The sequence below is a fragment of the Bacteroidales bacterium genome (genome assembly GCA_029210725.1).
Classification (GTDB): Bacteria; Bacteroidota; Bacteroidia; order Bacteroidales.
The window spans coordinates 112,640-126,428 of record JARGFM010000001.1; the positions used below are offsets into that span (position 1 = coordinate 112,640).

Genomic DNA, 13,789 nt, shown 5'->3' on the forward strand with positions numbered 1-13,789 from the left:
GACCAGCAACAGTCACCGACGCATTACAGACTCCCGCATCGGCCGTCTGCGTCTGATCAGCTCCACAGGTGATCGTCGGCGCCTCATCATCGGTCACCGTGATATCCTGCGTGCATGTGTTCGTGTTACCGTGGATATCGGTCACCGTCCAGGTCACCGTCGTGGTCCCCACCGGGTAGGTGCCGCTCGCATCGGCCGTGCCGTTATAGTCATTGAGAACCGTGGCTACGCCACAGTTATCCCCCGTAGCCGGACCAGCAACAGTCACCGACGCATTACAGACTCCCGCATCGGCCGTCTGCGTCTGATCAGCTCCACAGGTGATCGTCGGAGAAATAATGTCCTCCACGGTGACCATTGCCTGACAAGTTGAAGTATTGGCCGTGTTATCTTCCACCGTCAGAGTAACTGTATTGTCTCCAAGATCGCCGCAATCAAAAGAGCTAATATCCAATGAAAGAGTTACAACGCCGCATCCATCATAGGATCCATCATCCACATCTCCCGGAACTATGGAAGCAGATCCAGCTGCATCCAGATATACAGTAATGTCCTGACACTGGGCAACAGGTGCAACATCAACAGAAACAACCACTGTAATATCATCAGTTCCAGTATGACCGTTGCCATCGGTAACCGTATAGGTCAGATTATACGATCCTGCAGTAGCATTGTTAAAGGTAGGTGATTGAACATTGGTGGCAAGTAATGATGAAGCTTCAGGCCCAGACCACTGATGCGTATAAGTTCCATCTCCTCCCGATGGGTTGCCATCAAGAACTACATCCTGACCTTCACATACAGTTGCCGGGTCGGGGGAAATGGTGGCTGTTGGATGACATTCAACTGCGTCAAATACCACAGCATCGATCCAATAATCACCGTGATCTGAAGGAGGTGGCGAGGGATTCCTGAATCTTAAATAATAAGTATTCGTCTCAGCGCTTACAGAAGAAACCACATAGTAGTCTTTATCAGCTGTAATAAAGGTCCCGGAAAGTGAATGCTCCTTAAAACTGCTGCCATCTATAGATTCATCAAAGTATAACTTTGCCGGCCAGTTTGTCCCATCTCTTCTCTTCCAAACAATGTGATACTCCTGCCCAACAGAGACGATATCGTCTAATTGTACTATTATCCAGTCATTGTAATTATCAAGTTGAGCCCCTAGTCCATCCGGGGCACCAAGAGAACGTCCAGGCAATGCTACATTGAATTGAGCATCAAGGGAGCTGGCATAACCTGAAATCAACTGTTCTGAAGAAACAAGGTTGCAGGCAGGATCAACCAGGCAGACATCAGCGTTATAAGTAACTGCATCGATCAAAAAATCGGGAAAAACGACTTTGCTTATCCGTATATAGCGGGTATCAATATTAGCCGTGATAAGCACTTCATCATATGAGGCTTCATTATTAGTTGTGATACTTTGAGCAGCTGATAATGGGTGCTCTGTCCAGTTGGTCCCATCTGAAGATTCAAAGAATTTTAGGACTGATTCTGGATCTTCACCAGTAAGTTGTCTCCAGAAAATGCTATACTGCTCCCCACTTTGCAGGGTATGTATAAGGTCAATTGTTATTATGTCGCCATTAGTAAATAACTCCACCCCATTATTGTCAGGTTGTCCAATTATGAAATCTGGATTTGTAATCCCAACTTGATTCACAACCCTCCGTACAGACCCACTTACGGTTTGAAGTGCGTAACCCGGGGCACATTGGCTTAATAAGGCGGAACTTGCTAAGTGAAAGATCCCGGAAACAATAAACAACCCGATAATGAACCTGCCAAAGGAAGAAGGCCTGAATCTTCCATCATCCAGGTGGGATAGTTCAGCCAAAGAGTTAGTTTGTATAGTTTCCGGTTGGACGGAGATCACTTCTTAAAAAATTTGATCCGGCTACTAAAAAATCTGTACCCGGAAAATAAAATCAAAACGACCTTTATTAGACCTGCATTTATTCAGTATCGTTGCTTATACGCATTATATTAGGTGTTAGTTACCCTGAACATAAGAAATATCGCGGCATTCTGCAATCTCTATTTGACGAAATAAGAATGTAAAACCTCCAGGGATCGTATCTCTGCCATACCACTCACATGAAATTTGTAAAAGCGCAGCAGATTATCCAGGATTTGCTTTCTCTGGGCACCATTAAAAGTTCTCTCTTTAAGCGCTTGTAAATCAGATTGCATATAATGGCTCCAAAGCTTACTGTCCTCCTGGTTCAGGAAGAGCTCGGGGTTTCCAAAATGAGCTTTAAACTGCCCGCTGTCCAGGTTGAAAAAAATCCGCTCCTCCCCAAAATTATTTTGAGGATAAAAACCAAGGTGCCTCGACAGTTGAAACATAAACAAAATATGAAAATCGGGGGCAGCCTCTTCCAGGGCATCCAGGTACTGGATGGTAGAGATCAGAAAGTTGGCCAGAATGGGGTTGGATTCCTGTTCCTTCACCACCCTGTAAAGGACCTCAGCCATAAAGATCGCCTGCGTACTCTTGGTGATATCAAAGGGAATGGAATTGAGGGGAATAGCCCTGTTAACCTCCTTGACCAGCTGGAGCTCCCTGCTGTCTTTATGGTAGACTTCAAAATCCAGGATAAAGAGAGGCTGAAACAGATTGGATCGGTTCTGTCTTCTTGATTTTCTTACTCCCTTCGCCATGAAAGTCTGCCTGCCCCAAAGCTCGGTATAGCAATGAACCACAAGGCTGGATTCGCCGTACCTCGTGGTGTGCAGAACAATGCCCCTGGTTTTCCGGATCATATCATCAGAGGCTTGCACTAATGAATGAAAAGAAGCTTGGTCACATGAGACTGTGTTCCGTCCCCGCTGGAGAGATAGATCATATAGACGCCCGTCGCAACGCGTTCCCCTCTTAAATTTTTCCCATCCCAAATAGCCTGACCACCCAGCGACTCGGTTTCAAACACCAGGTTGCCACTCATATCGGTAATCTTCACGGTGCTTCTTTCCATCAATCCCTTTATAGCCACATTCCCGTCGAAGTTTTCCCTTACCGGATTGGGATATACGACCACATGATTAAAAGCCGGACTCCCCTGAAGAGCTTCTCCCTTGTAGGAGATAATTCCCTTGTCCGTGCCAAAAAAGACTTCACCGGATATTCCATCCACACAGATATCCGTGAGTGTATTGGAAAGCAGGGGACTGTTACTGGTATTGAAATGATTAATCTCACTAAACCCATCCTCAGAAACCAGATAGGCCCCTCCGCCGGAGGTCCCCAGCCATTTTCTGTTGGCCCCATCCACCTCTATACTGGTGATAACCTGGGTACCCAGTAAAGGATCGGCAAAGCCGCTCCCGTCATTTCTGGGAATAAGAATCTCCTGCGCATAAATGCTGCCATCTGAAAACAGTCTGTATGGGCTGTACATGACCAGGACTCCCTGGTTGGTACCCAGCCAGAGATTTCCATGGTGATCTTCAGCAAAGGAGTACACATCATTGGTGATGACTTTACCAAATTTATCTACCACGCTCACCTTCTTGTAAATATCATCGGAAATATCTTCGATGGTCCGGTTATCATCCATGGCAAAGAGGCCGTTCCCCCTGGGTACAATGACCCACTTCTGACCGGAACTGCTCACCAGGATGTCGCCCAGCGCGTTAAACGAAGTGATAAGATTATCCACCCGAAAGCTTTTCCAGGTTCCGTCTGCCTTCCTTACCGAGATCGGTTCAGCCACATTGGAATTGGTCATCCAGAGATTCCCATCAGGATCCAGTGCCACACCGCCTATCCGGACATAGGGCCCAGGAATGATGGTCTGCAGGGAGCTGTTGCTTTCATTGTACCTGGTAATCTCATCGCCCCTGTACTCCAGTATGCCCATACCCCAGGAAGCGGTATATACATGATATGGATCATCCGGGTCTATGGCCAGTTTGATCAGATCCCTGTCTTCCCAGCTGTGTTTCCAGCTCCACTCATCATCCGCAAGGGTTTCCAGCGTAGCTGTATTCCATAAGTTATTCCATGATCCGGAAATTCCGCCAACAACAGCATGCAAAACGCCTTCAGCGGATTCCATATCAAATACAGAAGTGGAATACGGTCCGTCCGGGGTGATGGTCCAGGTTCCCCCTCCCTGGTTGGTCATCAGTCCCCAGCCGTTATCGGCCAGCCAGAGATCTCCCCGCGTATCCAGAACTGCAGAGCGGGGTTTTGGACTGAACATCTGCTGAACAACCAGGAAATCCGTATTAATCAGATGAACAGCGGTATCATCGACCAGGGACAGAAAATTGCCCTGATTCAATATCTCATGACATATATTCCCCGTAAAATAGGGATATGGAATCCAGGCCATTCCGCTGCTGTAATAGACCTGGTCCTGTTCACCGGCCGGATCATCGGATGAGGCAAACACGTGATTCTCAAAACAGGCTACAGATCCAAATGCTCCGCCCGACCCAGGGATATCTGTTAGCAATTCCCAGGCATTGTAATCCACAAGGAAGGGGTCGGACAGCAAGGCTCTTCTGATCCCCTGGTCGGTGGCCGCATAAAGATAGCTTCCATCGGAGCTAAGCTGGTTCACCTTAAGCGTTTGACCATTATCCCCGATCAGATAGGTCTCACTGATTTCATCTCTCTCCAGGTTTATTACAACAATACCAAATCCGGTGGACAGATAAGCCCTGGTTCCGATGTAGTAAATATCATAAATGCTTTTATCACCTGTAATCTGCTTTTTCATAATATCCGGCAGATTCACTATGGTGTTGTTCCTGATGATATCCAGGTTTGAGTTCTCATAAGCCAGGATCAGGGTTTCGAGTTCTTCGCTCCAGCGCATTGCAGAAACTCCATTATCGGATAATCCATCGATCTTGGAGATTTTCTCCACCAGGTGATCCTCCAGGTTATAGTAAAAAAGCCCGCCCGTTGTGGAACAATATACCCTGTCGTCGGTGGCCTCCACCAGAGTACAGTACTGATAAGGAAGATGTGTCCTCCACTGTCCCATGGTAATCTGACCCGATAAAGGAAGAGATACCCCGGTAATAAACCCAAATACTAATAGAAATAGCCTGTCCCGCATCCCAAATGGTTTCTATATATACGCAAATAGCAGAGACATATTACATCGCCTTCAGAAAATCTACCAGTCCCTGCACAGCCCTGGCCCGGTGGCTGATCCGGTTCTTCATGGAAAGATTCATCTCTGCAAATGTGGACTCGTGTCCTTCCGGAATAAAAACGGGATCATAGCCAAATCCTTCGGTCCCGGAAGCTTTCCTGGAGATAGATCCCTCTACCACCCCATTAAACTGATACTCTTTACCATGCATAATCAGTGAAATTACCGTCCGGAAACGGGCCGACCGCTTGCTGCTTCCTTCCATTTGCAGCAGTAATTTCCGGATATTACCTGCAGAAGGTTCCATTTCGGGAAAGGTGAGCTGACCAATCCTTGAATACCTGGCTGAATAAACCCCCGGAGCCCCTTTCAAAAAATCCACTTCCAGACCAGTATCGTCTGCAAAGCAATTCCGTCCGGTTTTATTAAAAACATACCAGGCTTTCTGAGAAGCGTTTTCTTCCAGTGTTTCATGATCCTCGGGGATCTCCTCCTCAATCCGGAGATCTTTCAATCCCAGTATTCGATAGCTGTCCCCCAACAGGGAGCTTATCTCCATAAGTTTATGAAGATTATTGGTAGCAAATACGATTTCCATAACCAAAAAAAAAGCCGCAATTAGTTGCGGCCTTGAATTTACATATTTTGATTCTCTTACGCGCCTCCGGCGGCTCTGAATCCACCGGCAATTTTTGCAGGTCTGGGATTCATGCACATAACTGGCAGGTTTTCCGGATTGGCCAGGATATACTGTTCGGGAGCTCCCAACATATAGTCTACCCAGCGTATGTCGCGCGTAGCCATAATTAAAATCAGGTCTGCGTTATGTTCCCTGGCAAAATGGACAATCTCCTTTTTGAATTTTTCCTTGCCCGAAGCGGTAACAATCTCATATGCCACATCGTGTCCTTTGAGAAAGGTTTCCACGTACTTGATATTGGAGAGTATTTTTCTTTTAAACCCTTTATCCCTGGCACTCGACTTCAGAATAATGAATTTCGATCCGAAATTCCTTGCCAGATAATAAATCCAGTTTGCCTTCTCCTTGTTTTCACGTTTGAAATCAATGGGAAGCAGAATGGTGTCAAATTTCTCCTTTACCGGCTTATCCTGAATCACCAGGAAGGGGATCCGGGAGGAAACCACTACCTTCAGCGCCCTGCTGCCAAAAAGTTTCTGAGCACCCTTCATCCCATGGGTTCCCATGATTATCATTTCAGTCTTTAACTCCTTTGCGGTCTCTCCGATGGCATGGAAAATGGATCCTCCCACCACTTTAACATGAGGCTTTTTACCATACTCTTTCCCGAGTTTTTCCGCGGAGGCTTCCAGTTCGCTGCTTTTACCAGCTATATGATGTTCTTCATGTGCGACGTGCAAAAGAAGAATCTCTCTGTTCAGAGCCTTTGAAACATTTACAGCATGCTTAAAAGCGTTCTCAGCCACCGGGGAGAAATCCCATGGTACGATAATAGGCCTTTCTAACTTTTCCATTAAGATCCTATTGTTTGGTTATCAATTAAGGGTAAATATATATTTTTACTTTTGATAATATCTTACGCAGGAAGCTCAAGCTAAGTTACACAAGTTATGAATTTATTCTTCAAGTCATATAGGATTTACTTGATTATTTTTCTCCTGAACGCTTGTGTAACCTGCATTAACTTTACATTCGCGCAACAGGGTAAGCTCCGGTTGACCCCCTGGATACAGGAGATCAATCTCCCTGCTCCATACAACGAGATTCCCAATGAGACTTTCTACCGTGACCACGGGGGAACCCTGTTTATCGGGAAAAGCAGCGGGTTAAACATTATTGACGGAAGAGAGTTCACTTATTTTCATATGGATGGACCGGTGTATGTGTGCGGAGACGACTCTGATACCTTGTATTACGTCTCCCAGAATGACCTGGGCTTCATTCTCCGAGAAGAGGGACACACCTTCCGTGCCATTTCTCGCAAACATATGCTGCCAACTTCCCATCGGAATTTTACTCCATCAGGAATTCAAAATATAGCCGGGGAAACATACATCTTTTCTGATATCGGGCGTTTTCTTTTTTCCAGATCAGAGATTAAATATCTGGGGCTCCACGGCGACCGGATAGAGGAAACCCCCGGAAACAAAGTTCAGAATCAGGAATTCATTAAAATGATCGGGGATAAAATCGGGATACCTTCTGAAGGAATCAGGCAAATCTTTATCTGGAACAATTCCGAAATCTGGATCCTGGGAGCCTATACGCTGCACCAAATCCATGATCCTTCACCGCTCAACCTTCTTGAAATCTCTGATTTTAATGCAGGACGAATTCTGAAATCACATATTTTCAATGGCCGGATTCTACTGGGCACTTCCCGGGGAATTTTCTCTGTTTCAGAAGATAGTGCTCTAACAGGTTCCTGGACAATCAGGAAGCTGCTTCCCGGATCCAGCCCCTCTGTACATTTGTTCTCAACCATCAGGGATCGGGCCTTTGCGGCAGGTTCCGATGGACTGTATCATATCTCCGGAATGGAGGCCACATTAATCGACCCGGGATCCTTTACAGGAATCCAGGCAGTCAAAGAAGAAAGTGTAATAGCATCAGGAAAACAGGGGACTGTCAGGTACACCCTGGACCAGGGAGTGTGGAAATCCACCCCCCTGGATCCCTCCCTTAAAAATTCACACTCCTTTATTGAGTATAAGGATATTCCTTTCTTTATTTGTAACAATAGTGTGTTCAGGATCAATGCCAGGGCAGACCGGATAGTTCCAGTTTCCTTTCATTCTGAAGATCTGCTCTATAAGCTTGTGCAGGTGGAGGAGGCACTGTTTCTGGTGAGCAGTCAACAGGTATATAGCTATGACAGTAATGAAGAGACTTTTCAACCCCTGCCGGCGAATCACAGATCCAGACTACTGGCAGAATCCGATATGATCCTGCCGGCTACCGGAGGTAATTTCTGGATCCTTCAAAATAATGCTGATTATCTCTCTCCGGTATTATATACAGGGGATCTGGATGCGCCGGTAAGCAGCTTTGCTGCTTTCCCCGTCATGCAACTCCTGGGAGAAGTCATGGATATGGCTTACGAAGACAGCGTTCTGTTTCTGACCGGAAAGGACAAAATCTCGCTCTTTGATCTGCACAGCCTGGGAAGCATGTCCGCAGAGATATCAATAAGCCTTTTGGAATCGGAAGATCTGGTAAACGGCGAACGGTTTCACTTCTCTGGTCTTGAGCTGCAGCATTTGCCAGAAGCTCTTTTCAGATACCGGGTTGTTCCGGGAAACACAAGCTGGTCCAGGTGGAGTTCCAGCAGGGACTATACAGTATCGGATATAAAGCATGGCAGATATTCCATGGAAGTTCAGGCCATGGATCTCTACGGGAGAATAAGCGATACCGCAAAAAGTGCTTTTAATATTGCTCCCCCTTTTTACGCAAGCTGGTATGCTTATACTGCATATGGAATCTTCGTTCTCATTCTGCTGTTCCTTTTTCAAAAATGGCGCCTGCTGAGCTACCGGAGAGCTGAGTCGAGGATTTCGGAACGAATGGAGGCCAAGATACAGAATCTGGCCGCCGAGAAGGAGATATCGGACAAACTGGTGGCGGAAATTCTTACAAAGGACACAGCAGATCAAATCAAAAACCAGGGAAAGGCAAAATGGAGGAAATACGAAAGAGCTACTGTTTTATTCTCTGATATCCAGGGCTTCACAAAAATAGCTGAAGAAATGAATCCGGAGAAACTGATCGATGAACTGGATACTTTCTTTTTTCACTTCGACTCGGTGGTGGAAAAATACAATATTGAGAAGATCAAAACTATTGGGGATGCCTATATGGCTGCCGGGGGGATTCCGAAAAAGAACAGTACTAACCCGGTGGAGGTTGTGCTGGCAGCTTTGGAGATGCAAACTTATATGCAACAACTTAAAAGCACCAGGGCCAAGATCTGGGATCTGAGAATCGGGATTCATACCGGACCGGTTATCGCGGGAGTAGTTGGCCATAAAAAGCTTTCTTACGATATATGGGGCGATACGGTGAATACCGCTTCGCGGATGGAATCATCGGGGACTCCCGGAAAAATAAATATCTCCGGTATGACTTACAGTATGGTAAAAGACTTTTTCATTTGTGAATACAGGGGAAAGTTACCTGTTAAATACAAAGGGAATATCGATATGTACTATGTGAGCGGACTTCGCCCGGAATTATCGGTCGACCTGAAGGGTATTCCCAACAAGCGCTTTTTTACCAAACTTCAATTACTCAGGCTGGGTGACCTGGAGGAGATGGTATTCGATGATATCTTAAAGCGTTTACCTGAAACGCTTCATTTTCACAGCCTGGAATACGCCAGAAGGGTATATAATCAATCCTTCCTGCTCTGCCGCTCAGAAGAGATTGAACAGGAGGACCGGCTTTTAGTAAGGACCGCAGCCTTAATGCTCTTAACCGGGCTCACCCAGGACTATCTGAACTTCGAAAATCGTTCTTCGGTTATCAGCAGGGAGATCCTCCCTGATTTTTCCTACTCGGAAGGTCAGATCGACCAGATATGCAATCTGATACTGGCCACCAAAAGGCCTTTTAAGCCCAATAACCGGCTGGAAAAAATCCTGATTGATGCCAAAATGGAATATCTCGGCCGTCCCGATTATTCCGATCAGATAAAACTCCTGTACCAGGAATTGAGGAAGACCGGATCAAAAATAAATGGGCAGCAGTTTAAGAAACAGCAACTGGAGCTCTTATTTGAATTTCAGTTTTATACAGTGGCGGCTAAAAGAATGCGAGAGGTATCCGGCAATGAACAAATGTCCATCCTGGAGCAGGAAAGATGGATATAAAACATCCTTTTATAACATCCTTTCATTATTGTTGCAGCGGCTTTGTTTGATTACTTTTGATCTCTTACTATAACCTCTAACAGATTATCATGGAACTTGACTGGAAAAACCTGGGCTTCGGCATCATGAAGACTGATTATAATGTGCGCTGTCTTTACAAAGACGGAAAATGGGGCAAATTGGAAGTATCCCCGGATCCGTATCTTCCCATTCATATCGGGGCCACCTGCCTGCATTACGGCCAGGAATCATTCGAAGGCCTGAAAGCATTTGCCGGCAAGGACGGACACATCAGGCTGTTCAGACATGAGGAAAATGCAAAGCGAATGATCCGTTCAGCCAAAGGAATTCTTCTGGCTGAGGTTCCCGTTGAGCTATTTATGGAGGCCGTGGAGAAAGTGGTTCTGCTGAATAAGCGCTTTGTCCCCCCTTATGGCACGGGGGCATCCCTTTATATCCGTCCCCTGCTGATCGGAACGGGTCCGGAAGTCGGTGTAAAACCTGCCACAGAATACACCTTCCTTATATTTGTTATGCCGGTGGGGCCCTATTTCAAAGCTGGATTTAAACCGGTAAATGTCATGATTTGCCGGGATCATGACAGAGCCGCTCCTCTGGGGACAGGCCACCTGAAAGTCGGAGGCAACTATGCGGCCAGTATGGCATCTATTGCACGGGCTCATCAGGAGGGTTATGCCACGGCTCTGTATCTGGATGCCAAAGAGAAAAAGTACATCGACGAGTGCGGTCCTGCCAATTTCTTCGGGATCAAAGACAACACCTTTATCACCCCAAAATCACACTCTATTCTGCCATCCATAACCAACAAAAGCCTTCAGACCCTGGCCGGGCAGATGGGTATGAAAGTGGAAGTTCGTCCGGTCCCTGTGGAAGAACTCAGCACTTTTGAGGAAGTCGGAGCCTGTGGTACTGCTGCGGTAATTTCGCCCATTGGGAAAGTGGCCGATGTTGAAGAGGGGATCACCTATTCTTTCGGGGACGGGATCACACCGGGTCCGGTCTCTACGAAGCTTTACGAAACCCTTCTCGGAATCCAGAACGGTGATCTGGAGGATTCCTTCGGGTGGACCAAAATCCTGGATTAAATTCCTATCTTTGCGACAGCCATTTTTTGAGGCATGTCAAAGAAGGAAAACAGGACATATTCCCGGAGAATACGAAGCTCCTATATTACCTCGATCATTAGTATCTCGCTGGTTTTATTGCTGCTCGGGATGGTAGGGCTATTGCTGATCAACGGACGCAATATCCGGAAACAGGTGATGGAGAGCATTGGTTTCAATGTAATACTCAAAGAAAATGTCAAGGAAGCAGACATCTACCAGCTTCAGAAAATACTGGATTCCAGGGAGTTTATTCTGTCAACGGAGTATATCACCAAAGAGGAGGCCGCCTTGGAAACCGAACAGATGCTGGGGGAAGATTTTATCCGCTTTTTAGGCTACAACCCTCTTCCACCTTCCATCAGGGTCAGATTGCATCAGCCCTGGGCCAACCCCGATTCGGTCATGATTATTGAGCAGGATCTGATGAATTACGACTCCATAGAGGAGGTGTATTATAAAAAATCACTGTTATATGCAGTGAATGAAAATATCCGGCAGATCACGGTGATCATCCTGGGTTTTTCCATTCTGCTTGCATTGATCTCTGTCACCCTGATAAACAATACCATCAGGTTATCGATTTATTCCAAGCGATTTATCATTAATACCATGCAACTGGTAGGAGCCAACAGAAGTTTTATCCGCAGGCCCTTCCTGTTCACCAGCGCAGCCAGCGGATTCACGGGAAGTATGGTAGCGCTTGCATTGTTGTTCGCTTTGATTTACCTGCTTCAGGAAGAATTTGAAGGGGTAATATCCCTTAAAGATTATGACATGCTGTCCATTCTGGCTCTGGGAGTGATCCTCACAGGTATCGTCCTCAACTGGGTATCGACCTTTTTTGCCGTGAATAAATATCTGAATATAAAAACCGATAAGCTTTACTAATTGAATCCATATGAGTAAGAAAAGTACGGACAAAGAGAGTTTTGCTCTGGCTAAGGAGAATTACATTCTGTTGATTATTGGATTTGCTGTCATCATTCTGGGATTCATACTGATGATTGGCGGAAAATCAGAAGATCCTGCCGTTTTCAATGAAGAAGAGATTTTTAGTTTTCGCAGGATTACTCTGGCACCTATTATCGTACTGGCAGGCTTTATCTTTGAGATTTGGGCCATTATGAAAAAGCCCAAAGCAGATAACAAATGACCTGGCTTGAAGCATTGATCCTTGGTCTGATCCAGGGACTTACTGAATTTCTTCCTGTAAGCAGCAGCGGACACCTGGAAATCGGAAAAGTCCTGTTAAACGTGGAGATAAAAGAGAGTCTCTCCTTTACAGTACTGGTCCATTTTGCCACCGTATTAAGTACCATTACTGTTTTTTATAAGGATATTTTAAAACTCCTTGGCGGACTTTTTCAATTCAAATGGAACGAGGAGACCCGCTACGTTAGCAAAATACTCTTATCGATGGTCCCCGTGCTGTTTGTAGGGATTTTCTTCCGGGAACAGCTCGAAGCACTTTTTTCCGGAAATCTTGCGCTGGTGGGCAGTGCCCTGCTGGTAATTGCGCTCCTGCTGTTCTCCACCCAACTGGTAAAACCAGGGACAAAGAAGATTCCCTTCCTGGATGCACTCCTGATGGGAATTGCCCAGGCCATTGCAACCATTCCGGGTATTTCCCGTTCTGGCGCTACCATTTCCGCCGGGCTCTTACTAAAGAACGGACGCAGTGAGGTGGCACAATTCTCCTTCCTGATGGTATTATTTCCCATCATCGGGGCCGCCCTCCTGGATATTCTTTCGATTTCTTCTTCAGGCTCAGAGAGCACCATAGCCACGGGATCTCTGATCATCGGTTTTCTGGCTGCCTACCTGTCGGGTTACCTGGCATGCAGATGGATGATCAATCTTGTAAAGAAAGGGAATCTCTACTGGTTTGCCATCTATTGTGCGATTGTTGGAGTGGTTTCAATTATCTTTGCCTGATTCTATGGAGCTTACCAGTCCCGAAACATACCTGGACGGAACAGTCCTCTATATAGACAAGCCCCTGAACTGGACCTCATTTGATGTGGTCAACAAGATCCGCAAGTCCCTCCGGCACTACCTGGGGATTCAGAAAATCAAGGTGGGACATGCAGGCACCCTGGATCCACTGGCAAGCGGACTGGTAATTATCTGTACAGGGAAAGCCACTAAACAGATCATGCAGTTCCAGGATATGGATAAAGCTTACACCGCGTATATCCGCCTGGGAGCAACCACACCCTCTTTCGACCTGGAAACCGGGGTGGATCACAGCTATCCCTGGGAGCATATCACTTCCGGTCATATTAAGCAGGCTCTGTCAGAATTATCGGGCGACCAGGAGCAGATGCCTCCCCTCTTTTCAGCCAAAAGCGTAGACGGGAAACGGGCCTACAGCATGGCCAGGAAAGGAAAACAGGTGGAACTAAAACCCCAGCAGATACATATCGCCCGACTGGAGACGCTGTCCGAAAAACTGCCTGAACTTATTCTCCATGTGGAATGCAGCAAAGGAACCTATATCAGGTCTCTGGCCAGAGATCTGGGCATAAAGCTCCAATCCGGGGCACACTTAACCGGTCTCCGGCGCACCAGAATAGGGCCTCACCATATCGATCAAGCAATTTCCCTGGACAACTTTATTGAAAATCTTAAACTTTTGTAACTTTTTTGCGTTTCTTACGTATAACGAGGCTCGCACAAATCAATAATCAC

General features: G+C 46.4%; 11 protein-coding genes. 6 read left to right on the forward strand and 5 right to left on the reverse strand.

The genetic code is table 11. From position 1 onward, the window contains the following. The 5 genes from P1P86_00465 to P1P86_00485 form a co-directional block, all read right to left on the reverse strand. On the reverse strand, window positions 1–1,669 hold a 1,669-nt coding region (locus P1P86_00465), incomplete at its 3' end, for an HYR domain-containing protein (protein MDF1573651.1). A 374-nt stretch (window positions 1,670–2,043) separates the two neighbouring features. Continuing rightward, window positions 2,044–2,772: a DNA repair protein RecO gene (gene recO / locus P1P86_00470; GenBank protein ID MDF1573652.1), complete on the reverse strand. Its 729-nt coding sequence runs from the start codon at window positions 2,770–2,772 to the stop codon at window positions 2,044–2,046. Between the two features lie 17 nt (window positions 2,773–2,789). Further along, on the reverse strand, window positions 2,790–5,081 hold the full coding sequence (locus P1P86_00475; protein MDF1573653.1) for a two-component regulator propeller domain-containing protein: 2,292 nt from the start codon (window positions 5,079–5,081) through the stop codon (window positions 2,790–2,792). A 40-nt stretch (window positions 5,082–5,121) separates the two neighbouring features. After that, the gene (gene rdgB, locus P1P86_00480; GenBank protein MDF1573654.1) at window positions 5,122–5,718 is read right to left on the reverse strand and encodes an RdgB/HAM1 family non-canonical purine NTP pyrophosphatase; all 597 of its coding nucleotides are present in this window, start codon (window positions 5,716–5,718) and stop codon (window positions 5,122–5,124) included. A 56-nt stretch (window positions 5,719–5,774) separates the two neighbouring features. Further along, window positions 5,775–6,614, reverse strand: a complete 840-nt coding sequence (locus P1P86_00485) for a universal stress protein (GenBank protein MDF1573655.1) — start codon at window positions 6,612–6,614, stop codon at window positions 5,775–5,777. Window positions 6,615–6,815: 201 nt separating this feature from the next. Between P1P86_00485 and P1P86_00490 the strand changes: the two genes are divergently transcribed. The 6 genes from P1P86_00490 to truB all read left to right on the forward strand — a co-directional run bounded on the left by P1P86_00490 (window position 6,816) and on the right by truB (window position 13,739). Continuing rightward, window positions 6,816–9,971, forward strand: coding sequence for an adenylate/guanylate cyclase domain-containing protein (locus P1P86_00490; protein MDF1573656.1), 3,156 nt, complete (start codon window positions 6,816–6,818; stop codon window positions 9,969–9,971). An 86-nt stretch (window positions 9,972–10,057) separates the two neighbouring features. After that, window positions 10,058–11,077 carry a branched-chain amino acid aminotransferase gene (locus tag P1P86_00495; GenBank protein MDF1573657.1) on the forward strand — a complete coding sequence of 340 codons (1,020 nt, stop codon included), beginning with the start codon at window positions 10,058–10,060 and terminating at the stop codon, window positions 11,075–11,077. Window positions 11,078–11,110: 33 nt separating this feature from the next. After that, window positions 11,111–11,986 (forward strand): permease-like cell division protein FtsX, encoded by an 876-nt coding sequence (locus tag P1P86_00500; protein ID MDF1573658.1) that lies wholly within the window; start codon window positions 11,111–11,113, stop codon window positions 11,984–11,986. Between the two features lie 10 nt (window positions 11,987–11,996). Then, window positions 11,997–12,251 (forward strand): DUF3098 domain-containing protein, encoded by a 255-nt coding sequence (locus P1P86_00505; GenBank protein ID MDF1573659.1) that lies wholly within the window; start codon window positions 11,997–11,999, stop codon window positions 12,249–12,251. Then, window positions 12,248–13,033: an undecaprenyl-diphosphate phosphatase gene (locus P1P86_00510; GenBank protein ID MDF1573660.1), complete on the forward strand. Its 786-nt coding sequence runs from the start codon at window positions 12,248–12,250 to the stop codon at window positions 13,031–13,033. Before P1P86_00505 ends, P1P86_00510 begins: the two co-directional genes overlap by 4 nt. A gap of 4 nt (window positions 13,034–13,037) precedes the next feature. After that, on the forward strand, window positions 13,038–13,739 hold the full coding sequence (gene truB, locus P1P86_00515) for a tRNA pseudouridine(55) synthase TruB (GenBank protein ID MDF1573661.1): 702 nt from the start codon (window positions 13,038–13,040) through the stop codon (window positions 13,737–13,739). Window positions 13,740–13,789: the final 50 nt, after the last annotated feature.